Source organism: Methylobacterium oryzisoli (assembly GCF_046557895.1).
GTDB lineage: Bacteria > Pseudomonadota > Alphaproteobacteria > Rhizobiales > Beijerinckiaceae > Methylobacterium > Methylobacterium oryzisoli.
Window position 1 is genome coordinate 139222 of the sequence record NZ_JBKIBX010000014.1, and the last position, 20056, is coordinate 159277.

General features: G+C 70.1%; 23 protein-coding genes and 2 pseudogenes. 13 read left to right on the forward strand and 12 right to left on the reverse strand.

The genetic code is table 11. The annotated features are described in order from the left end of the window. Positions 1-6: 6 nt before the first annotated feature. Entirely contained in the window at positions 7-1083 is a 1077-nt protein-coding gene (locus ACKUB9_RS15850) for a malate/lactate/ureidoglycolate dehydrogenase (RefSeq protein WP_407523205.1), read from the forward strand. A gap of 166 nt (positions 1084-1249) precedes the next feature. Here ACKUB9_RS15850 and ACKUB9_RS15855 read toward each other — a convergent pair whose 3' ends face one another. From ACKUB9_RS15855 to ACKUB9_RS15875, 5 genes are read right to left on the reverse strand one after another with little or no spacing between them, the layout of a single operon-like run. Beyond that, positions 1250-2080 carry an alpha/beta hydrolase gene (locus ACKUB9_RS15855; RefSeq protein ID WP_407523202.1) on the reverse strand — a complete coding sequence of 277 codons (831 nt, stop codon included), beginning with the start codon at positions 2078-2080 and terminating at the stop codon, positions 1250-1252. Then, on the reverse strand, positions 2073-2978 hold the full coding sequence (locus ACKUB9_RS15860; RefSeq protein WP_407523199.1) for a polysaccharide deacetylase family protein: 906 nt from the start codon (positions 2976-2978) through the stop codon (positions 2073-2075). Before ACKUB9_RS15860 ends, ACKUB9_RS15855 begins: the two co-directional genes overlap by 8 nt. Then, positions 2975-3754 (reverse strand): ABC transporter ATP-binding protein, encoded by a 780-nt coding sequence (locus ACKUB9_RS15865; RefSeq protein WP_407523196.1) that lies wholly within the window; start codon positions 3752-3754, stop codon positions 2975-2977. Before ACKUB9_RS15865 ends, ACKUB9_RS15860 begins: the two co-directional genes overlap by 4 nt. After that, positions 3747-4601, reverse strand: coding sequence for an ABC transporter permease (locus tag ACKUB9_RS15870; RefSeq protein ID WP_407523194.1), 855 nt, complete (start codon positions 4599-4601; stop codon positions 3747-3749). Before ACKUB9_RS15870 ends, ACKUB9_RS15865 begins: the two co-directional genes overlap by 8 nt. Further along, on the reverse strand, positions 4598-5545 hold the full coding sequence (locus tag ACKUB9_RS15875) for an ABC transporter substrate-binding protein (RefSeq protein ID WP_407523191.1): 948 nt from the start codon (positions 5543-5545) through the stop codon (positions 4598-4600). The genes ACKUB9_RS15870 and ACKUB9_RS15875 overlap by 4 nt, the downstream gene beginning before the upstream one ends. Positions 5546-5668: 123 nt before the next feature. On the opposite strand from ACKUB9_RS15875, the gene ACKUB9_RS15880 reads away from it, so the two are divergent. Continuing rightward, the gene (locus ACKUB9_RS15880) at positions 5669-6586 is read left to right on the forward strand and encodes a LysR family transcriptional regulator (protein ID WP_407523189.1); all 918 of its coding nucleotides are present in this window, start codon (positions 5669-5671) and stop codon (positions 6584-6586) included. 3 nt (positions 6587-6589) lie between these two features. On the opposite strand, the gene ACKUB9_RS15885 is transcribed toward ACKUB9_RS15880, so the two are convergent. After that, positions 6590-7687 carry an SPL family radical SAM protein gene (locus tag ACKUB9_RS15885; RefSeq protein ID WP_407523186.1) on the reverse strand — a complete coding sequence of 366 codons (1098 nt, stop codon included), beginning with the start codon at positions 7685-7687 and terminating at the stop codon, positions 6590-6592. Positions 7688-7812: 125 nt separating this feature from the next. Here ACKUB9_RS15885 and ACKUB9_RS15890 point away from each other — a divergent pair, with 125 nt between their 5' ends. Then, positions 7813-8730 carry a lytic transglycosylase domain-containing protein gene (locus ACKUB9_RS15890; RefSeq protein ID WP_407523183.1) on the forward strand — a complete coding sequence of 306 codons (918 nt, stop codon included), beginning with the start codon at positions 7813-7815 and terminating at the stop codon, positions 8728-8730. A 33-nt stretch (positions 8731-8763) separates the two neighbouring features. On the opposite strand, the gene ACKUB9_RS15895 is transcribed toward ACKUB9_RS15890, so the two are convergent. The 3 genes from ACKUB9_RS15895 to ACKUB9_RS15905 all read right to left on the reverse strand — a co-directional run bounded on the left by ACKUB9_RS15895 (position 8764) and on the right by ACKUB9_RS15905 (position 10120). Next, complete coding sequence (locus ACKUB9_RS15895; protein WP_410825838.1) at positions 8764-9159, reverse strand: hypothetical protein; 396 nt, start codon at positions 9157-9159, stop codon at positions 8764-8766. A 512-nt stretch (positions 9160-9671) separates the two neighbouring features. Then, complete coding sequence (locus ACKUB9_RS15900; RefSeq protein WP_407523178.1) at positions 9672-9998, reverse strand: hypothetical protein; 327 nt, start codon at positions 9996-9998, stop codon at positions 9672-9674. Beyond that, positions 9995-10120, reverse strand: a complete 126-nt coding sequence (locus ACKUB9_RS15905) for a hypothetical protein (RefSeq protein ID WP_407523176.1) — start codon at positions 10118-10120, stop codon at positions 9995-9997. The genes ACKUB9_RS15900 and ACKUB9_RS15905 overlap by 4 nt, the downstream gene beginning before the upstream one ends. 268 nt (positions 10121-10388) lie before the next feature. On the opposite strand from ACKUB9_RS15905, the gene ACKUB9_RS15910 reads away from it, so the two are divergent. Together ACKUB9_RS15910 and ACKUB9_RS15915 are read left to right on the forward strand one after the other, a co-directional pair. Next, positions 10389-10640: a DUF3297 family protein gene (locus ACKUB9_RS15910; protein ID WP_407523173.1), complete on the forward strand. Its 252-nt coding sequence runs from the start codon at positions 10389-10391 to the stop codon at positions 10638-10640. A gap of 416 nt (positions 10641-11056) precedes the next feature. Next, complete coding sequence (locus ACKUB9_RS15915) at positions 11057-12151, forward strand: zinc metalloprotease (RefSeq protein ID WP_407523170.1); 1095 nt, start codon at positions 11057-11059, stop codon at positions 12149-12151. A 175-nt stretch (positions 12152-12326) separates the two neighbouring features. Here ACKUB9_RS15915 and ACKUB9_RS15920 read toward each other — a convergent pair whose 3' ends face one another. Beyond that, a complete protein-coding gene (locus tag ACKUB9_RS15920; RefSeq protein ID WP_407523168.1) occupies positions 12327-12503 on the reverse strand; it encodes a hypothetical protein in 177 nt (58 codons plus the stop codon). Between the two features lie 177 nt (positions 12504-12680). Between ACKUB9_RS15920 and ACKUB9_RS15925 the strand changes: the two genes are divergently transcribed. The 8 genes and pseudogenes from ACKUB9_RS15925 to ACKUB9_RS15960 all read left to right on the forward strand — a co-directional run bounded on the left by ACKUB9_RS15925 (position 12681) and on the right by ACKUB9_RS15960 (position 18835). Beyond that, positions 12681-13115, forward strand: coding sequence for a DUF2852 domain-containing protein (locus ACKUB9_RS15925; RefSeq protein WP_407523165.1), 435 nt, complete (start codon positions 12681-12683; stop codon positions 13113-13115). 128 nt (positions 13116-13243) lie between these two features. Further along, on the forward strand, positions 13244-14500 hold the full coding sequence (locus tag ACKUB9_RS15930; RefSeq protein ID WP_407523162.1) for a GTP cyclohydrolase II: 1257 nt from the start codon (positions 13244-13246) through the stop codon (positions 14498-14500). 11 nt (positions 14501-14511) lie between these two features. Continuing rightward, on the forward strand, positions 14512-15759 hold the full coding sequence (locus ACKUB9_RS15935; RefSeq protein WP_407523159.1) for a URC4/urg3 family protein: 1248 nt from the start codon (positions 14512-14514) through the stop codon (positions 15757-15759). A gap of 52 nt (positions 15760-15811) precedes the next feature. Continuing rightward, the gene (gene upp / locus ACKUB9_RS15940; protein ID WP_407523157.1) at positions 15812-16474 is read left to right on the forward strand and encodes a uracil phosphoribosyltransferase; all 663 of its coding nucleotides are present in this window, start codon (positions 15812-15814) and stop codon (positions 16472-16474) included. A 125-nt stretch (positions 16475-16599) separates the two neighbouring features. After that, positions 16600-16880, forward strand: a pseudogene (locus ACKUB9_RS15945) (type II toxin-antitoxin system RelE/ParE family toxin). 27 nt (positions 16881-16907) lie between these two features. Beyond that, a complete protein-coding gene (locus ACKUB9_RS15950) occupies positions 16908-17228 on the forward strand; it encodes a HigA family addiction module antitoxin (protein ID WP_407523154.1) in 321 nt (106 codons plus the stop codon). A 177-nt stretch (positions 17229-17405) separates the two neighbouring features. Further along, positions 17406-18413, forward strand: a complete 1008-nt coding sequence (locus ACKUB9_RS15955) for an NAD(P)H-quinone oxidoreductase (protein ID WP_407523151.1) — start codon at positions 17406-17408, stop codon at positions 18411-18413. Positions 18414-18511: 98 nt separating this feature from the next. Then, positions 18512-18835 (forward strand): hypothetical protein, encoded by a 324-nt coding sequence (locus ACKUB9_RS15960; RefSeq protein ID WP_407523148.1) that lies wholly within the window; start codon positions 18512-18514, stop codon positions 18833-18835. A 46-nt stretch (positions 18836-18881) separates the two neighbouring features. On the opposite strand, the gene ACKUB9_RS15965 is transcribed toward ACKUB9_RS15960, so the two are convergent. Both ACKUB9_RS15965 and ACKUB9_RS15970 read right to left on the reverse strand, forming a co-directional pair. After that, positions 18882-19763 (reverse strand): 3-hydroxybutyryl-CoA dehydrogenase, encoded by an 882-nt coding sequence (locus tag ACKUB9_RS15965; protein ID WP_407523524.1) that lies wholly within the window; start codon positions 19761-19763, stop codon positions 18882-18884. 168 nt (positions 19764-19931) lie between these two features. After that, positions 19932-20056 (reverse strand): annotated as a pseudogene (locus ACKUB9_RS15970) (electron transfer flavoprotein subunit alpha/FixB family protein); the annotation flags it as partial.

Here is a 20056-nt window from a genome sequence, read left to right on the forward strand (position 1 = left end):
GAATCCATGCAGATCGCCGCAGCCTCGCTCACGGCCTTCGTCCGGGACATCTTCGTCGGGGAGGGCTGCACGCCCGAGGAGGCGGAGCGGATCGGACGCTATCTCGTGGCCGCCAACCTCACCGGCCACGACAGCCACGGGGTGATCCGGGTGCCGCGCTACGTGGCGTGGCTGCGCGAGGGCGAGGTGGTGGCCGGGCAGTCTCCGGAGGTGGTGAGCGACAGCCCGTCCTTCGCGCTCATCGACGCGCATTACGGCTTCGGCCAGACCGCCGGCCCCTTCGCGACGCAGCTCGGCATCGCCAAGGCGCGGGCGAACGGCGTGGCGATCGTGGCCCTGCGCCATGCCGGGCATCTCGGGCGGATCGGCGAGTGGGCCGAGCAGGCCGCCGCCGAGGGCCTCGTCTCGGTGCACTTCGTCAACGTGGCGGGCAGCCTCCTCGTCGCCCCCTACGGCTCGGTCGACCGCCGCTTCTCCACCGCGCCCTTCGCGGCGGGCTTCCCGGTCGCGGGGGCCGAGCCGATCATCCTCGACTTCGCGACCTCGGCGGTGGCGGAGGGCAAAGTGCTGGTGGCCTCGCAGGGCGGCAAGCCGCTGCCGGAGGGCGTGCTGATCGAGCCCGACGGGCGCCTGAGCCGGGACCCGGCGACCCTGTTCGGCCCGATCGCGGGCACGCCCGAGCGCGACAGCCGGAAGGGCGCGGGCGCGATCCGGGCCTTCGGCGAGCACAAGGGCTCGGGGCTCGCCCTGATGTGCGAATTGCTCGCGGGCGCGCTCACGGGTTCGGGCACCTCCGGCCCGGGGCCGAAGCGGTTCTGCAACGGGATGCTGTCGGTCTATCTCACGCCCGAGGCGTTCGGCTCGCAGGACGCGGTGGCGGCCGAGACCCGCACCTACCTCGACTTCTTCAAGGGCGCCCGTGCGGCGACGCCGGACGGCGAGGTTCTGCTGCCGGGCGAGCCCGAGCGGCGCACCCGCGCGCAGCGCCTGTCCGAGGGGGTGCCGCTCCCCGACCCGGTCTGGGCGACGCTGATCGCGGCGGGCCGGCCGCACGGCCTCGACGGGGAGACCTACCGGGGCTGAGGCGTGCACGGGTCTCACGGCACCCATCCGCGTGAATCGCGGGGAACCCCTCTCCGAGTAAAGCGCGGGCAGCGCGGGGATCCCCTCTCCCGCACGGGAAGGGGTTCCCGCGCTCCGTTCGGCACCGTGAGACACCGCCCGAGCGAGCGGAGTGGGACGAAAGGCGCTATCCCCGCGCCAGCCCCACCGCCACGTCCGTCAGCGCGCCGTCCGGGCGGATGATCTCGTCGAGGACCGAGAAGTGGTCGTGGCCCGCGAGCGCAAGGAGGTCGCCGGGCAGGCCCGCCGCGCGCCACGCGGTGTGGTAGGCGCAGGATTGGCGACGCAGTTCCGGCAATTCGCCGGCGCCGTACGCGACGGTCAGCGGACCGGACGTCTGCGGGAGGTGGCGAATCGGCGAGAGCGTGTCGGTCTCGGCCTCGGTGAGGTGCAGCGCGTCGTTGAGGACCGTGCCGCGGATCGGCGCGAGGTCGAAGATGCCGCTCACGGCCAGACCCGCATCGGCCGCCCCCGCGGAGAGCGCCAGGGCCGCGAGGTGCCCGCCCGCCGACCAGCCGGCCACGACGAGGCGGGGTTTTCGTCCGCGCTCTCCCTCGTAGGAGCGCAGGAAGGAGAGCGCGGTCCGCACCTCCCCGCCGATCGCCGTCATCGTGGCGTCGGGAGCGAGCGTGTAGCCGATCAGCGCCACGTCGAGCCCGCGGGCGAGCGGCCCCTCGGCCATGCAGGCGAACCCCTCCTTGGCGTTCCGCTGCCAGTAGCCGCCGTGCAGGAAGGCCAGCATCGGCGCGTCGGCCGTGCCGCAGCGGAAGATGTCGATGCGCTGGCGCGCCTGCGGCCCGTAGGGCAGGTCGAGTTCGCCCGGATGGGCGGCCCGGAATCCGGCGCTGCGCTCGCGCCAGCCCGCGACGATGGCGGCGCTGCCCGCGACCGCGCCCGAATTGTCGTAGGCCGCGCTTAAGGTAGCCCGGTCCATCGCCCGCCAGTCAGCCTCAGCCATCGTCACCCGTTCCGAGATACCAGTCGAGAAGGTCGCCTCCCTGCCAGAAGAGCACGTCCGTGCGCGCCTGCAAGGCGTCGAGGAGCCGCTCTACCACGCCGATCCGGTGGGGCACGCCGGTGATGTAGGGATGGATCGCGAAACCCATCACCTTGGCGCCGCCGAGCGGTCCCTCGCTCCTCGCCTCGGCGGCGAGGCGCTCGACCTGGGCGAGCGCCCGCTCCACGAACTCGTCCGCCCGGTGATGCTGGATCGCCAGGATCGGGATGTCGTTGAGTTCCACCGAGTAGGGCAGGGTGACGAGCGGGCCGTGCCGCGTGGCAAGCCGGGAGGGGCGATCGTCCATCACCCAGTCGCCGACGTAGCGCAGGCCGGCCGCCGCGAGGTGGTCGGGGGTGTCGAGCGTCTCGGTGAGCCCGGGACCGAGCCAGCCGAGGGGGGCCGCTCCGGTGAAGCGCGCGATCGTCTCGACCGTGCGGGCGATCATCGCGGGCTCGTCCTCGATCCGGTGCGTCGGCACCTGATGGAAGCCGTGGCCCATGAACTCCCAGCCCGCGTCGCGCGCCGCCGCGGCGACCCGCGGATAGGCCTCGCAGACCGAGCCGTTGATCGACAGGGTCGGGCGGATGCCGCGGCGCGCAAAGGCGTCGAGGAAGCGCCAGAAGCCGACGCGCATGCCGTACTCGTGCCAGGCCCAGTTCGGCACGTCCGGCAGCAGCACGGCGGCGGTGGGCGCCACCAGCACCTGCCGGGGCATCGGGTTGTCGATCAGCCAGTGCTCGACGTTGACGACCGGCCAGATCGCCACGGCCTTGCCGCCGGGCAGGCTCAGGCGCGGACGGTCGACCGCCGCCCGGTAGGGGAGGCGGTGCTCGGGGCGGCGGGGATCGGAAATCATGCGGCCTTGCGGGCGTGGTGGCTGTGGAGTTGGCCCGCGAGCATGCGGCGCACGTCGTTGAAGGCGGGGCTCGACACGTCCCGGCGGCGCGGCAGGGTGATGTCGTGCACCGCCTCGATCCGCCCGGGGCTCGGCGACATCACCACCACCCGGTCGGCGAGGAAGACCGCCTCCTCGATGGCATGGGTCACGAACAGCACGGTGAGGCCGGTGCGGCGCCACAGGTCCAGGAGCTCGTCCTGCAGCCGCTCGCGGGTCATGGCGTCGAGCGCCCCGAACGGCTCGTCCATCAGCACCACCTCGGCGTCGTTGGCGAGCACCCGCGCGATGGCGACGCGCTGCTTCATGCCGCCCGAGAGCTGGTGCGGGTAGGCGTCGGCGAAGCGCTGGAGGCCGACGACGTCGATGTAGCGCGCGGCGGTCTCGCGCACCTCCGCGGCCGGCCGGCCGCGGGATTTCGGCCCGAAGCCGATGTTGTCGCGCACGGTGAGCCAGGGAAACAGGCCGTAATCCTGGAAGACCATGCCGCGGCTCGGGTCCGGGCCGGCGATGGGCTTGCCCCACATCAGCGTCTCGCCCTCGCTGGCGGATTCGAACCCCGCCACGATGCGAAGCAGCGTGGACTTGCCGCAGCCCGAGGCGCCGAGCAGGCAGATGAACTCGCCCCGGCGCACCGTGAGGTTCGCGCCGCGCAGGGCATCGATCCGGGCGCCGTTCACCGCAAAGGTCTTCGAGACGCCCCGGATGTCGAGGATCGGCAAGGTCGGCTCAGACATGAGTGGGGCTCCAGGCCAGCAGGCGGCGGCCGATCAGGGTGACGATCCGGTCGGAGACGAATCCGGCGAGCCCGATCACCACCATGCCGCAGATCACGATCTCGGTGCGCGAGAGCTGGCGGGCCTCCATGATCATGGCGCCCAGCCCCGTGGGCACGCCCGTCATCTCGCCCACCACGATCACCACCCAGGCGAAGCCGAGGCCCAGCCGCAGCCCGGTGAAGATCGACGGCAGGGCGGCCGGCAGCACGACGCGGGCGAACTGCGCCGAGCCGCGGCAGCCGAGCATCGAGGCTGCCTCGAACAGCCGCGGCTCCACCGAGCGCACGCCGAACACCGTGTTGACGAGGATCGGGTAGAAGGCGCCGAGGAAGACCAGGAAGTAGGCCGAGCGCGGCCCGAGGCCGAACAGGATCATGGCCAGCGGCAGCCACGCGGTGACGGGCACCGGGCGCAGGATCTGGAAGGTCGGGTCGAGGAGCTGGCGCACCAGCGGCACCCGGCCGATCAGGAGGCCGAGCGGCAGGGCGGCGGCGACCGCGAGGCCGAAGCCGCCGAAGACGCGGGCGAGCGAGGCGCCGAGATGCGTGAGCAGCGTCGCGCTGAAGGCGTCGTCGTTGATGCCCCCCACCGCGAGGTCGCGCAACGCCGTCCAGACCTCGGCCGGCGGCGGGATCAGGCTGTAGGGCCGGTCCACCGTGGCGAGGTGCCAGACCACGCAGAGCGCGAGCGGGAAGGCGAGCGCGAGCAGGATCTCGCGCAGGCGCCCGAGCGCGAGGCCGGGCCGCCTCGGGGCGGGCGCGGCCGAGACAGCCGCCACCGCGGGGGAGAGGCTGGTGCCGCTCACGCCGCCCTCATCGCGTCGACGAAGCGGGTGTCGATGAAGCTCGCGAAGTCGGGCACGCGCTTGATCTGCCGCAGCGCCAGCATGTGGTCCGCGTAGGCCTTGGCCTGCCTGATCTCGGTCTCGCCGAGGCGCCAGGTCAGCTCCACGTTCGGGGCCGACATCTCGATCGCCTCGCGCTTCTGCCCGAGCTTGGCCACCGCCATCGCCACCATCGCGTCGCGGTTCTTCGCCGCGTGCTCGGTGCCCTTGCGGTGGATGTCGAGCATGGTGCGCACCAGCTCCGGCTTCTCGGCCAGCGTGTCGCGGTGGGCGCCGAACACCATGTTGAGCGCGCCCATCTCGGTGCCGTAGGGATACTCGACGAGGCTGCCGATGCCGGTCGACAGGCTCACGCCCGGCCCGGGCTCGGCGCCCACGTAGGCGTCGACGTCGCCGCGCGCGAGCGCGATGTGCATCTCGCTGAAGGACACCCGCACGGGCGTGATGTCCTTCACGCTCAGCCCCTCCATCCGCAGGCGTTCGAGCACGAACACCTCCTGGGTCGAGCCCGGCCAGATGGCGACGCGCCGGCCCTTGAGGTCCTTGAGGCTGGCGATCCCCGCATCCTTCTTGGCGATCACCGCCATGCCGCGGTTGCAGGTGGTGGCGATGACCACGATCGGCTCGCCCGCCGCCGCGCCCAGCGTGGCTGCCGCGATGCCGAAGGTGCCGAAATCGACCGACTTCGTGACGACGGCGTTCTTGCACTCGGTGGGGCTCTCGAAGGGCACGACCTCGACCCGGACGCCGGCCGGCGTGAACTGGTCGTAGAAGTGCGGCGCGATCGAGTGGATGAGCTTGAGCGAGCCCATGCGGATGACGGTGGGCGACTGGGCGCGCACCGGCAGCGGGCCCAGCGCGAGGCCGGCACCCAGGCCGGTCAGGAGGTCACGGCGGCGGATCATGGCGGCGTCCCGACGAGGAAGAACGATCGCACGCTACGCACCGCACGTGTTGCAGGCGAGTGCTCGTTTTCGATTGCCCCGTTGCCCGAAAAGCAACACCTTGCGGGGCGGGGAACCTCATCGATGAAGCACCTGCGCACGCTCTCCTACGTGGCCGAGATCGCCCGCAGCGGGTCGATCCGGCGCGCCGCGGAGGCGCTCAACATCACGCCCTCGGCCCTCACCCGGCAGGTGCAGGACCTCGAATACGAACTGGGCACGCCGATCTTCGAGCGGATCGCACAGGGCATGCGCCTCAACGCGGCGGGCGAATTGCTGGTGCGCCACATCCGCGATCAGTTCGCCGACCTCGAACGGGTGCGCTCGCAGATCGCCGATCTCTCGGGCGTGCGGCGCGGCCACGTGGCGGTCGCCTGCAGCCAGGCCTTCGTGAACCACGTCGTGCCCGACGAGGTGGAGGCCTACCGGAGGCGCTTCCCGCAAGTCTCCTTCACCGTGCAGGTGCGCGACCACGCCCAGGCGGTGGCGGCCGTCACCGCCTTCGAGGCCGACATCGCGCTGGTGCTGCAGCCGCCGCCCTCGGGCGACCTGCAGGTGCTGTTCGCCTGCCGCCAGCCGGTCTGCGCCCTGATGCGGCGGGCGCACCCGCTGGCGCGCGAGCCCGGCCCGGTGCGGCTGCGCGACTGCCTCGGGCACGCGCTGGCGCTGCCCGACCGCTCGCTGGCCCTGCGCCAGCACATCGACCGGGCCCTCGTGCGCTCCGGTCCGCCCGCGCGCCCGGCGGTGGAATCCGGCTCGCTCGAACTCCTGCGCAACCTCGTGCTGCGGGAGGAACTGATCACCTTCCAGGTGCCGAGCGGCATCCCGGACGATCCGGACCTGTGCGCGCGCCCGATCGATGCCCGCGACCTCGACACGATGGCGATGATCCTCGGCCAGTTGCGCGGCCGGATGCTGCCCGTCGCCGCCGCCAAGTTCGCCGACCAGCTCGCCAGCAGCCTCAACCGCCGCTACGGGCAGGCGCAGGATCAGGTCCAGTAGAGATCAGGTCCAGTAGAGCAGGCGCGCCGCCGGCAGCCGCGCGGCGAGCGACGCGGTGAGCCGGCCGCGCATCTCGGCCATCAGGTCCTTCGGGAAAACGTACTTCACCGAGCCGAACTTGGTGAGCTTGCGGCTGCGCTCCTCCTCCCGCATCGGCAGGTCCGAACCCGGATACCAGCCCTCCAGCACCGTCTTGGAGCCGGGCGTGAAGCGGTGGGTGATGAGTTCGGCGGTCAGATCGAGGGCGGGCACGCCGTCGAGCGCTTGTGCGGCCTCGGCCAGGAGACCGTCATAGGCCTCGGCCCAGCCCGGCACCGGCAGGATCGGGGCGACGGTCAGCCCGACCGGGTAGCCGGCGCGTGCCACCGCCCGCAGGGCCTCCAGGCGGGCGGAGAGCGATGCGGTGCCGCCCTCGTAGCGCGCCGCCGCGCGGGCGTTGAGCGAGAACCGGATGCGCGTGCGCCGTCCGTGCGGCAGGGCGAGCAGCGGCTCGACCGCCGCGAACTTGGTGGTGAAGCGCAGCGAGACGGGGGCGGACCACGCGCCGAAATGGCGGATCGCGGCGGAGAGCGAGCCGGTCAGGTGCTCGATGCCGAGCGGGTCGGTGTAGCAGGAGGCCTCGAAGGTGGTGCCCTCCTGCGCCCGCGCCTCCTGCACCGAGGTGATCTGCCCGGAGCCCGCGTAGGAGGCGAGAGTGTCCAGGATCTCGTCGAGATTGGCGTAGGCGCGCGTCACCGGCGGTCCCGAGAGCGAGCCCGCGAGGTAGCAGTACTGGCAATGGGCGGGGCAGCCCTCGGCGAGGTCGACGCGCCAGTCGGCGCTCGGCGGGATCGGCTGGAGCTTCAGCTTGGTCGGCGGCGCGACGACGATCGCCAGGGTGTTCTTGGCCTCGGCGTAAGCCCGGCGCGGATCGGCATGGCGCAGGCCGGTGAGCCGGTTGCCGGCGAGGCGCTCGACGGGCAGGCCCAGCGCCTCGACCCGCGCCACCATGGCGCGGCCATGCGCGTGGTCGAGGGAGGCGGGCGTCACCAGCACCTGGCGCGGGCGCCACAGGCGAGCGGGCCGGGGCGCGGCGAGCGGGACGGGGGCGTGGACGTTCATGCCGGTGAACGCGCGGCGACCTAGCCGGTTCTCATCCGGGCCGCACCGGGGCCGGGCGCCACAACCCGGCCGCGGGATCTTAACCGGGCTCGCGCGCAATGCGTGCAGCGCGCTATAGGCATGGCGTGATCCGAACGCTCCTTCCCTTTCTCTCGCCCTGGCTCGCGCCCTGCCTCGCGCTCCTCGTGCTCGCGGCGCCTCCCCGCCCGGCCGCCGCGGCGCCTCCTGCCGCCGCAGCCGCGCCGGCCGGCCCGGCGGCCGGCGCCACCGAGACCATCGAGCAGGCGCTCTGCCGCCTGATCGAGGGCGCCGCGCAGGGGCAATCCCTGCCGGTGGCCTTCCTGACGCGCCTGATCTGGCGCGAGAGCAGCTTCCGGCCCGGTGTGGTGAGCCCGGCGGGCGCCCAGGGCGTGGCGCAGTTCATGCCCGGCACGGCGGCCGAACGGGGCCTCGCCGATCCCTTCGATCCCGAGCAGGCGATCCCGCACGCTGCGCGGCTGCTCACGGACCTGCGCAAGCGCTTCGGCAATCTCGGCCTCGCGGCGGCGGCCTATAACGGCGGTCCGGGGCGGGTCTCGGCCTGGCTCGCCGGCACCGGCGGCCTGCCGGGCGAGACGCGGGCCTACGTGACGGCGATCACCGGGCGCAGCGCCGAGGATTGGGCGGCCGAGGCCAAGGGCGAGCGCGGCGACCTCACCGAGCCCCCCGGCACCCGCTGCCTGCAGGTCACGGCGGCGCTGCGCGTGCGGGGCCGCAACGAGACCTACTTCGCCGACAGCACGCCTTCGCTGGCGCCCTGGGGCATCCAGCTCGCGGGCAATTTTTCCAAGGCGGCGGCCCTCGCCGCCTTCGGGCGCGCCCGCGACCGCTACGCGGCCGTGCTCGGCGACGTGCGGCCGATGGTCATCGGCACCCGGTTCCGCAGCCGCGGCACCCGCGCCTTCTACCGCATCCGCGTGCCGGCCGAGACCCGCGGCGCCGCCGAGACCCTGTGCAACCGCATCCGCGGCGTGGGCGGGGCCTGCCTCGTGCTGAAGACCTGACGGCCCGCGGCGCCGCGGGCCGGTGAGCCGCGGTCAGGCCGTCGCGCCCGTCCGGGCCGCCGCCAGGCGGGCGCCGGCCGCCTCCGGGGTGAGCGGCGGCGCCTGCCGGCCGAGGTCCAGGGCCTCGTCGAGGATCGCCGCCGCCTCGCGCCACGCGGCGGGCGAGAACAGGGACGCGGCCTCCGCGGCGTCCGCGGCCGTGCGGGCGTCGGGTTCGGCCGCGAAGGTGGCGGCGCGGGCCGCCGCCGCGGCCCGTGCGCCCCTCACCCAGACCGCGCCGCGGGCGGCCGCATCCGCCACCGTGCCCGCCGCCCAGGCGGCCCGGCGTGCCGCCGCCATCGCGTCCGCCGGCGTTTCGGCCTGCCGGCAGGCCTCGGCCTCGCCGGAGAGGCCGATGCCGTCGAGCACCGGCGGCAGGATGCGGCGCACGGTCTGGAGCGTCAGGNGCCCGGCGTGCCGCCGCCATCGCGTCCGCCGGCGTTTCGGCCTGCCGGCAGGCCTCGGCCTCGCCGGAGAGGCCGATGCCGTCGAGCACCGGCGGCAGGATGCGGCGCACGGTCTGGAGCGTCAGGTAGGCGGTGCGCGTCGCCTCGACCTCGGTGCCGTCGGCCGAGCCCGAGAGGCGCAGCACGAAGGCCATCAGGCGCGGGCGCTCGGCATCCGGCATCGCGTCGTTGAGGCCGAGCGCGTAGGCCGCGAGCGGGGGCGAGAAGCAGGGCGGGCAATCCGCCGAGGAGCGGATCGCGCGGTAGGGCAGGCCGGCCGCCACCACCGCCGCCTCGTTGATGCAGGTGCCGCCGTCCGGACCCGGAAACGGGTGGGAGCCCGGCAGCAGCCGCCAGTTCAGGATGTGATCGAACGCACCGCGCATGGGGCCTCCGGATGCTCGACCGGAAGCTTACAGGGTTTCGCGGCGGCGGCGAGTCCTCCGGTCAGGCTTCTCAGGCCGTGCCGGCCGCCGGCATCGCGGCGAGGCCCTGCGCCGGCGTCTCGGCGAGCGCCGCGGCCATCATGGCCTCCAGGCGCAGGAGGTCGTCCTCGGGGTCCGGCTGCCAGCCGCAGGCGCATTGCGGGTTGTCGCCGTGCAGAGACGCAGCCTGCCGGTAGAGGTCGCCGACCGCGCGGGCCGCCGCTTCGAGGGCCGCCATCGGCGCCATCGGGCAGCGCTCCAGCGCCTGCCAGAACGCCAGGGTCAGGGCGTGGCCGAGGGCGGCCTGCGCCCGGGCCTCGGCTTCCGCGCGCAGGCGCGCCTCGCGATGCCCGCTCACCGCCGCCCCCTCCCGACGCCGCCGAGCAGTTTTTCGAGGCGGGCGACGCTCAGGCCCCGCACTGGCCATCCCTCGCCGAGGAGGCCCACGCAGCCGTGGATCAGGGTCAAGGCACGCGCCATCGCGGGCTCCATCGCAAATCGGACATCTCAGGAGCGCCCGAGGCCCGAGCGCTCCGTCATCCTGACGAATGCAAGGATTCTCGCAACAGTGCAAGTGTCGTCGTGAAGATTGGAGCAGTTCAATACTATACAGTGCCACGACTGTTCTTATCGTTCATTATGATGATTCCAATCGGCACCGCGACGGCCGGAGCCGCGCGGCACGATTGGCAGGACCCTTCCGAGCGGGTAGGGGAGCGCCCGACCGCGATGAACCGGCAGGATTCCGATGAGCGACACCCCTCCCGACCGCCTCTGCACCGACCCGAACAGCCCCTTTCACGATGCCGCGGCGCTGGAGCGCGGGGTCGGCGTCCGCTTCAAGGGCGCCGAGAAGACGAACGTCGAGGAGTACTGCGTGAGCGAGGGCTGGGTGCGGCTCGTGGCGGGCAACGCCCGCGACCGGGCCGGCAACCCGATGACGATCAAGCTGAAGGGGCCGGTCGAGCCCTATTTCCGCGGTCCCGCGAAAGAGGGCTGAAGCATCAGCCTCAAGGGTCGTCCGAAGCTCATCGCCTTCGAACCGATCGCCTCGTAGATTCACCCACTTTTTCGACCTGCCAGCCTAGGCGGGCAGGTTCTATTCTGGCAGATTTCCAAAATCAATTCGAACTTACCACGCACACGCAGAAAGATTTGCGCCTTCATATTCTTAATAAAATTAAGAATTTAATCTGAAGGTATGTTATGACTAAAGAAATATACTGGAATTATATTTTCTCAGGCGCACAACAAAGGCGCGCTTGCATCATTCTATTCATAATCATCTATAAACAGTCAAATCCTCCAGCCGTCGTGCGCTATTAATATATATCAATACTCCCACGAATATTATATTGATATAATCGAGCATCAGGGTGATTCGCTCGCTGTTTATTCGTCAGGTGGAGCCAAGAAATGGCAAACAGCAAAAATTCTGAAAAATCCCCAAAAGAAGGTAAAAAAGCTGATCACCAATTCGCGATGTGCTCGCAACCCCGAACGTCACTGGTTGTCCTGCCACCGACAATCAGTCGTGATCGCGCCTTAGCAATCTGGCAAAATCATAAAAAGTGGCTCAGTGTGACAGTGCTACATTATTGCTTTATTGATCGAATTTCGGATCCCTCTTGGTTCTGGACAGATGAACAGAAGAAGGTCGTGCGCGATGCCTTTCAGATATGGAAAGACGTCGGCATCGGCCTACAATTCACGGAAGTTGACGATGTAAGCGAGGCCGAGATCAAGATAGGATGTGAGCAAAACAATCGAAGCTGGTCATATGTCGGTACCGATTGTCTCGAATATGATGACCTTGGCAGGACCATGAACTTTGGTTGGGATCTGCGGACACCCTGGGGACACGCAACAGCACTTCACGAGATCGGCCATGCGCTCGGTCTTGAGCATGAACATCAAAATCCAAATTCCGGCATCATCTGGAATGAGCCTGCTGTATTCGAATACTACCGCGGACACCCAAACTACTGGGAGGATGATGATATTAGGCACAACGTTCTTAGCAAGATTCCATCTTCACGAGTTCGCGGTTCAAAATGGGACGCCGAGTCGAACATGCATTATCCGGTACGTCCTGGGCTGATAGTTTCTCCAAAGCCGTATGATTTAGACGGAATTGGTGAAAATTATGGCTTGTCACGCTTGGACAAACTAACCATCCTCGAAGATTATCCACCGGAGACTGGCCGGAGGGCGATCGCCGTGATGCAGTTGGAGCCTCTCCCAACAGAGCCCGGCTCACAGACAAGTTTTACATTTTCACCGAAATCAACGCGCAAATTCAAAATTCAAACAGTGGGCCTATCTGACACCAGGCTCGTTATCTTTGAAGAACGCAACAATGAGCCTCGCCATCACAAGTCGTCGGACGACTCCGGCTTTGAGCACAATAATCTAATTGAAACCAAGCTCATTTCTGGCAGAACCTATATTATAGGGGTTCGCACAAATTTCTCCTCTGCTCCAGATGGCATTAGTCTTTTGATAACGTGAGAGAAATGCTCAGAAATAATACGTTGTATCATCCTCTATTTGATATGCAACAACATAAGCCAGGCCCTGCCGAAATTTACACATTTATGGAATTTTGGAACGGCCTCAAGAATCACCCCAACAAGCAGATGCGCTTGCAAGATTTAGATCTGATATGATGTCATGCTTAATTCATTCAGCGGCCGAGCCCGAAACCGAGATCGGCCTGCCCCGGGCCGCCCGGGAGCGCCGCGAGGACGCCATGGGGCGAGCGGCCGAGGAGCAGCGAGAGCGCCAGGAGCGCGAGACTGCCGGTCGCGATACCGGCAAGGCCGGAGACGGGCTGGCCGGACGAATGGGTCAGTGCGGTCATCGGAACCTCCTTCGCGGCCGGGCCGGTGCCCGCCGCCATGGTCCATGAGTGCCGCGAGCCCGTCCGATCCGTGTGCGGCAGCGCACACGCACGATCGCGCTCGGCCCCCCTTGAAAGCGTCGTGGCGACCCCGCATGTAAATGTCGTTCACATTCACATCTCCCTGGGAGACACGACGTGACCTTCTCTTCTGCCCCCTGGTCGAGCGGACGCACGAGCGGACAGACGTGCCGCGGTGCCGGCCCGTTCCCGCGCCGGTCCCTGGAGATCGGCGCGATCGTCCTCGGTTTCATCTATGTCTGGCCGCTGGCGGCCGCCTACGTGGTGTGGAAGCTCATGGGATACCCGGCCCTCAACGAACTGAAATCCTTCGCCGAGCGGGGCCTGCGCGGCGGGTTCGGCGCCACCGCGGCCGGCTTCCGGCAGGGCACCGGCAACTGGGCCTTCGAAGAATACCGCCGCGGCGAGATCGAGCGCCTGGAGCAGGAGCGCCGCCGTCTCGAAGAGGAGAGCCGGGCCTTCACGGAGTTCGTGGAGGAGCTGAAGCGCGCCCGCGACCGCGAGCAGTTCGACGCCTTCATGGCCAAGCGCCGCGCCGGCACGAACTTCTGAGGGCCGGAGGAACCTCGCCGGGAACTTGACGCTCCGGCCGGGTTCGGCCATCGTCGCCAAGGTCAAGCCAACGAGGCTCCCCGGACGGACAATCCGGGGAGCCTTCTCCGTTCGGAGAAGGCCGAGCCATGACCACGTCCAACCGCTCGACGCATATCCGGCTGACCTCGCACCCGACCCCGGGTGCGGCCCGGTGGCCGATCCGCTGGGGTGCCGCCGACCCGCGCGAGCGCGGCCCGGTGATCGGCACGGTGACGAACCCGGCCGACCGCAACGTGATCGGGGCGAATGGCGGCGCCTACTCGCTCTACCGGGCGCTCGCCATCGCGGGGCGCGCCCTCAACCCCCTGGCCCGGCCGGACCTCACCAACACCCATCCGGTGGTGCCGATCGGCCCGCACCCGCAATGGGGCGAACCGGACCGCATCGTCTCCCTCGACCCCTGGGGCCACGTGCCGGGCGAGGTCTTCGCGCCCGAGATCGCGACGGGCACCGACATCCGCCCGACCATCGCGATCACCAAGGCGCGGCTCGGCCTGCCGGAGATCCTGGCGGCGATCGGCGCGCACCGCCTCGCGGCGGACGGCACCATCCTGCACCACAGCGGCGACATCTCGGTCACCAAGATCGCGGTCGATCCGGTCTGGCACCTGCCGGGCGTGGCGGCCCGTTTCGGCACCAGCGAGACCGCCCTGCGCCGCACGCTGTTCGAGCAGACCGGCGGCATGTTCCCGGAACTCGTTACCCGGCCCGATCTCCAGGTCTTCCTGCCGCCGATCGGCGGCTGCACGGTCTACATCATGGGCGAGGCCGCCCGCATCGGCGCGCCCGGCACTCGCATCGCCTGCCGCGTCCACGACGAGTGCAACGGCTCGGACGTGTTCGGCTCCGACATCTGCACCTGCCGGCCCTACCTCACCCACGGCATCGAGGAATGCGTGCGCGAGGCTCAAGGAGGGGGCGTCGGCGTGATCGTGTACAACCGCAAGGAGGGGCGGGCGCTCGGCGAGGTGACGAAGTTCCTCGTCTACAACGCCCGCAAGCGCCAGGAGGGGGGCGATTCCGCCGCCACCTACTTCGAGCGCACCGAGTGCGTGGCGGGGGTGCAGGACGCGCGCTTCCAGCAGCTCATGCCCGACGTGCTGCACTGGCTCGGCATCCGGCGCATCGACCGGCTGATGTCGATGTCCAACATGAAGTACGACGCGATCGTGGGGTCCGGCATCGAGGTCGGCGAGCGCGTGCCGATCCCGCCCGAACTGATCCCGCCCGACGCGGCGGTGGAGATCGAGGCCAAGAAGGCGGCGGGCTACTACGCCCCGGGCGAGGCGCCGGATGCGGCGGATCTCGACGCCGTCAAGGGCCGCGACCTCGAACGGTTCTGAGGGAGGCGCGGGTGGCGCAGGGCACGAGCGGGGCCGGGACGCGGGACGCGCGCTGGCTCCTCACCACGGAGGCGGTGCGCGAGCGGGCCGCGGGGCTGCTCGCCCTCGGCCTGGACGGCGGGCTCGATCACTTCACGGTCGAGCCGGACCGGCTCGGGGCCTGCGCCGACGCCGTGGTGGAGACGATCCGCGAGGCCTATCCGGACCTCGCCATCCCGTACCATGCGCGCTGGCGCCACTTCGCCGTGGGCGGGTTCGAGCGCTGGGGCTCGCTGGTGCACGCCGCCCCCTGGGAGGACGTCGGTGCACGGGCGCGGGCGGCCTTCGACCTCGTCATCGTCAGCGTTCTGCTCGATGCCGGCGCCGGGCCGACCTGGCGCTACGAGGAGGGCCGCACCGGCGAGACCTACGCGCGCTCGGAGGGGCTGGCGGTCGCGAGCTTCGACCTGTTCGTCTCCGGCCTCTTCTCGGAGGTGCCGGAGGATCCGTTCCGGGTCGACGCGCGGGCGCTGGCGAGCCTCACCGAGGCCGACCTCGCGCAGGGCTTCCAGGTCTCGCCCACCAACCCGCTGGTGGGGCTTGCCGGGCGCACGGCCCTCCTCAACCGGCTGGGCCGGGTGGTCGCCGCGGATCCGGACGGGTTCGGGCCGCAGGTGCGCCCGGGCGGCCTCTACGACCGCCTCGCCGGGCAGGCGCGGGACGGCGCGCTGCCGGCGACCGCGATCCTCGCCGCCCTGCTGACCCATCTCGGGCCGATCTGGCCGGGACGCATCGCCCTCGACGGGATCGACCTCGGCGACACGTGGCGCCATCCGCGGGCGGGCGGGGAGGGCGAGACGGCCAGCCTCGTGCCCTTCCACAAGCTCTCGCAATGGCTCGCCTACTCGCTCCTGGAGCCGCTGGAGGAGGCCGGCCTGACGGTCACCGGGCTCGACGCGCTCACCGGCCTGCCGGAATACCGCAACGGCGGGCTCTTCCTCGACACCGGCGTGCTGGCGCTCAAGCGCCCGGAGGAGGCGGGCCGGCCGCACGCGGTTGGCTCGGAACTGGTGGTCGAGTGGCGGGCGCTCACCGTGGCGCTCCTCGACCGGCTGGCACCGCTGGTGCGCGAGCGCCTCGGCCTGCGGGACCCGGCCGCGCTGCCGCTCGCCAAGGTGCTGGAGGGCGGGACCTGGGCGACGGGCCGGCGTCTCGCGAAGGGTCTGCGCCCGGACGGCACGCCGCCCCTGACGATCGAGAGCGACGGCACGGTGTTCTGAGGACCGGTCCGGGCTACGATGCGGGCGGGCCATACGGGGATGGGGGGACGGCATGCAGGCGGCGAGCACGCGGGACGGGGTCGGGACCGCGGCGGTCACGGTGGTGGATCACCCGCTGGTGCAGCACAAGCTGACGCTGATGCGCGACAAGGCCCGCTCCACCAAGGGCTTCCGGCAGCTCCTGAACGAGATCGGCACGCTGCTCGCCTACGAGGTGACGCGCGACCTGCCGCTGGAGCCCGTCGAGATCGAGACGCCGCTCGTGACCATGCAGGGGGTGCAGATCGCCGGCAAGAAGCTGGTGCTCGCGCCGATCCTGCGGGCCGGCATCGGCTTCCTCGACGGGATGCTGTCGCTGCTGCCCTCGGCCCGCGTCGCGCATGTCGGCCTCTACCGCGACCCGGACTCGCTCGAAGCGGTGGAATACTACTTCAAGGCGCCGTCCGACCTCGCCGACCGCACGGTGCTGATCCTCGATCCCATGCTCGCCACCGCGAACTCGGCCATCGCGGCGGTGGACCGGCTGAAGGAGCGCGGCGCGCGCGACCTGCGCTTCGTCTGCCTGCTCGCCGCCCCCGAGGGCCTCGCCAAGTTCCAGGGCGCGCATCCCGACGTGCCGGTCTGGACCGCTTCGATCGACAGCCACCTCAACGACCACGGCTACATCGTGCCGGGGCTGGGCGACGCGGGCGACCGGATGTACGGCACGCGGTAGGGGTCGGCTGCCGGTTCGGGCCCGTTCATGCCCAGCCACGATCGACGGCACATATCCCTGGGCGATACGCGAACTTGACATGAACGTATCATCCAGAGATACCGAACAAGCAATCCGGGACAGCCGTGATTCGATCATTCGCTGACGAGCGGACCCGGGCCGTGTTCGAGGGCCGCCGCCCCAAAGGGCTGCCCGCGGAGATCGTCAGGGTCGCTCAGCGCAAGCTGGGTTTCTTGGATGCTGCGACCTCGTTGAACGCGCGGCGGTGCCACCCGGTAACAAGCTGCACGCGCTGCTGAAGGATCGGGCCGGGCAGCACGCGATCCGGATCAACGACCAATGGCGCATCTGCTTTCGCTGGACGGCGGCTGGACCGGAGGACGTCGAGATCACCGATTATCACTGACGGATGGCGCGGACGAGGAGGTCAGCCGTGGCGGTCGAACCAGAGACGGACGACGTGCTGCCGCCCGTGCACCCGGGCGAGATCCTGCGGGAGGAGTTCATGGTGCCGCTCGGCCTGAGCGCCTACGTGATCGCACGCGAATGCCGCGTGCCCCGCACCCGGATCGAGCGCATCGCGCGTGAGGAGATGGGCATCTCGGCGGACACGGCGCTGCGGCTCGGGCGCTATTTCGGTATCGATCCACAGGTATGGCTCAACTTGCAGACCCGGTACGATATGCTGATCGCGCAACGGGCGATCGGCGCCGAGGTCGAGCGCATCAAGCCCTTGGAGCGAGAGGCCGCCTAGCGCTGCCACGGGAAGCCGAGCCCGGCCAGTCCGGCACCGCGGCGGCGACTTTAACCCGGATCGCGCGAGCCGCGGACGGACACCATCGATATGGACCACCGCCGGGCCGCCTCGGGACTTGCAAAGCCGGCGGAACACGTCAGGTAGAGCCCGCGACACGCCACAGGAGCCGAGCCCATGCCGTCGATCCCCACCACCATGCGTCAGGTTCGCTTCAACGGGGCCGGCGGTCCGGAGGTGATCGGGATCGAGACCGCGCCCGTGCCGACGCCCGGGCCGGGGCAGGTGCTGATCGAGGTCGTGGCCGCGGGCGTGAACCGGCCCGACTGCCAGCAGCGCGCCGGCAAGTACCCGCCGCCGCCCGGCGCCACCGAGGTGCCCGGTCTCGAAGTGGCCGGCCGCATCGCGGCGCTCGGCGAGGGCGTCACCGGATTGTCCGTGGGCGACGAGGTCTGCGCCCTGGTGATCAGCGGCGGCTACGCCGAGTACAGCGTCGCCGACGCGGCGCTCTGCCTGCCCAAGCCCAAGCCCCTCTCCCTCGTCGAGGCCGCGGGGCTGCCCGAGAACTATTACACCGTGTGGACCAACGTGTTCGAGCGCGGGCGCCTGCGCCAGGGTGAGCGCATCCTGATACACGGGGGATCGAGCGGCATCGGCTACACGGCGATCCAGCTCGCCAAGCAGTTCGGCGCCACCGTCTACGCCACCGCGGGCTCGGCGGAAAAGTGCGCCTTCTGCGAGAAGATGGGGGCGGACGCGGCCATCAACTATCGCGAGGCGGATTTTTCCGCGGAAGTGAAGCGGCTGACCGACGGGGCGGGTGTCGATGTGGTCCTCGACATGGTCGGGGCGCCCTATCTGGAGCGCAACCTCGCCTCCCTGGCGCTCGAAGGCCGGCTCGTGGTCATCGCCTTCATGCAGGGCTTCAAGGCCGAATCCTTCAACATGACCCCGGTGATGATCCGGCGGCTCACCCTCACCGGGTCGACCCTGCGCCCGCGTACCGTGGCGCAGAAGGCGGCCATCGCCGAGGGCCTGCGCCGGGAGGTCTGGCCGCTGCTCGAATCCGGCACGCTCAAGACCGTGATCCACGCGACCTTCCCGCTGGAGGAGGCGCGGGAGGCCCACGCGCTGATGGAGTCGAGCGCGCATCTCGGCAAGATCATGCTGGTGACGGGCCGGTAGGCGGGGGCTCCGCGGAGGAACCGTAGCCGGCCGGCGGCCGTTGCCCGGGCAGACGACCCGGGCGGCGGACGCCGCCGGACCCACTCGGAGGAACCCGCATGGCCGACCACCGCGCCCCGATCGAGACCCCGACCGAAGCCCGCCAGGGGGCCAAGGGCAAGCCCGTCCTGTACGTGCTGCTCGGCAGCCTCGCCCTGCTCGCCATCGCGATGGTGGCGCTGCTGAGTTGGAACGGCGCCAACGCGCCGAAGGACTACGCCAGCCAGAGCCAGGACGCCTCGCGCAGCCAGATTACCGGCTCGGCCGACGGCAAGGGCAATGGCAGCAACCCGTCGACCAACAGCGGCGGCGTCCCGGCCGGCAACCCGGCCTATCCGCAGCCCTCTTCGCCGGCCACCACCGGTTCGACGAACCAGCGCTGACCGACCCGCAGCAGGCTCCTCTCCCGCCCGGGAGGGGAGTCGGGCGTCACCGGGTCGGGACCGGCTCCGGCCCGCGGTAATCGTAGAAGCCGCGCTTGCTCTTGCGGCCGAGCCAGCCCGCCTCGACGTACTTCACGAGGAGCGGGCAGGGGCGGTACTTCGAATCCGCCAGGCCCTCGTAGAGCACCTGCATGATCGACAGGCAGGTGTCGAGGCCGATGAAGTCGGCGAGCTGGAGCGGTCCCATCGGGTGGTTGGCGCCGAGCCGCATGGCGGTGTCGATCGAATCGACCGAGCCCACGCCCTCGTAGAGCGTGTAGATCGCCTCGTTGATCATCGGCAGCAGGATGCGGTTGACGATGAAGGCCGGGAAATCCTCCGACACCGTCACGGTCTTGCCGAGCCGGCTCACGAAGGCGCGGGCGGATTCGTAGGTCGGATCCTCGGTGGCGATGCCGCGGATCAGCTCGACGAGCTGCATCACCGGCACCGGGTTCATGAAGTGGATGCCGATGAACCGCTCCGGCCGGTCGGTCGAGGAGGCAAGGCGCGTGATCGAGATCGACGAGGTGTTGGTCGCCACCATCGTCTCGGGGCGCAGGGACGGGCACAAAGCCGCGAAGATGTCGCGCTTGATCGCCTCGTCCTCGGTGGCCGCCTCGATGACGAGGTCGCAGGGGCCGAAATCGTCGAAGCTCTCGACCGGCACGATGTGGGCGATGGCAGCCCGCCGGGCGTCCTCGGAGAGGGTCCCCTTGGCGACCTGGCGCTGCAGGTTGCCGTTGACGGTGGCGAGGCCGTTCTTCAGCCGGTCCGCGTCACGGTCGTTGAGCCGGACGTCGAGCCCCGCCACGGCGCAGACATGCGCGATGCCACTGCCCATCTGGCCGGCGCCGATGATCCCGATGGTCTTGATCTCGATGCCCATGCCGCTGTCGCCCCGCACCTCGCACTCGGACCCGGCCCGCCGCGGGGTCCCTCTCGTCGTTCCACCAGTCTATACCGCATCGCGGGGGCCGCACCGTCTCAGAAGAGACGCAGGGCGGCCCCGAATGCCCGATGACGGGCCGGATGCGGCTCGGCCTCAGCCCTTGCCTCAGCCCTTGGCCTTGGTGATCTCGGCCTGCAGCTCCGGCACGATCTGAAACAGGTCGCCGACGAGGCCGTAATCGGCCACCTGGAAGATCGGCGCCTCCTCGTCCTTGTTGATCGCCACGATCA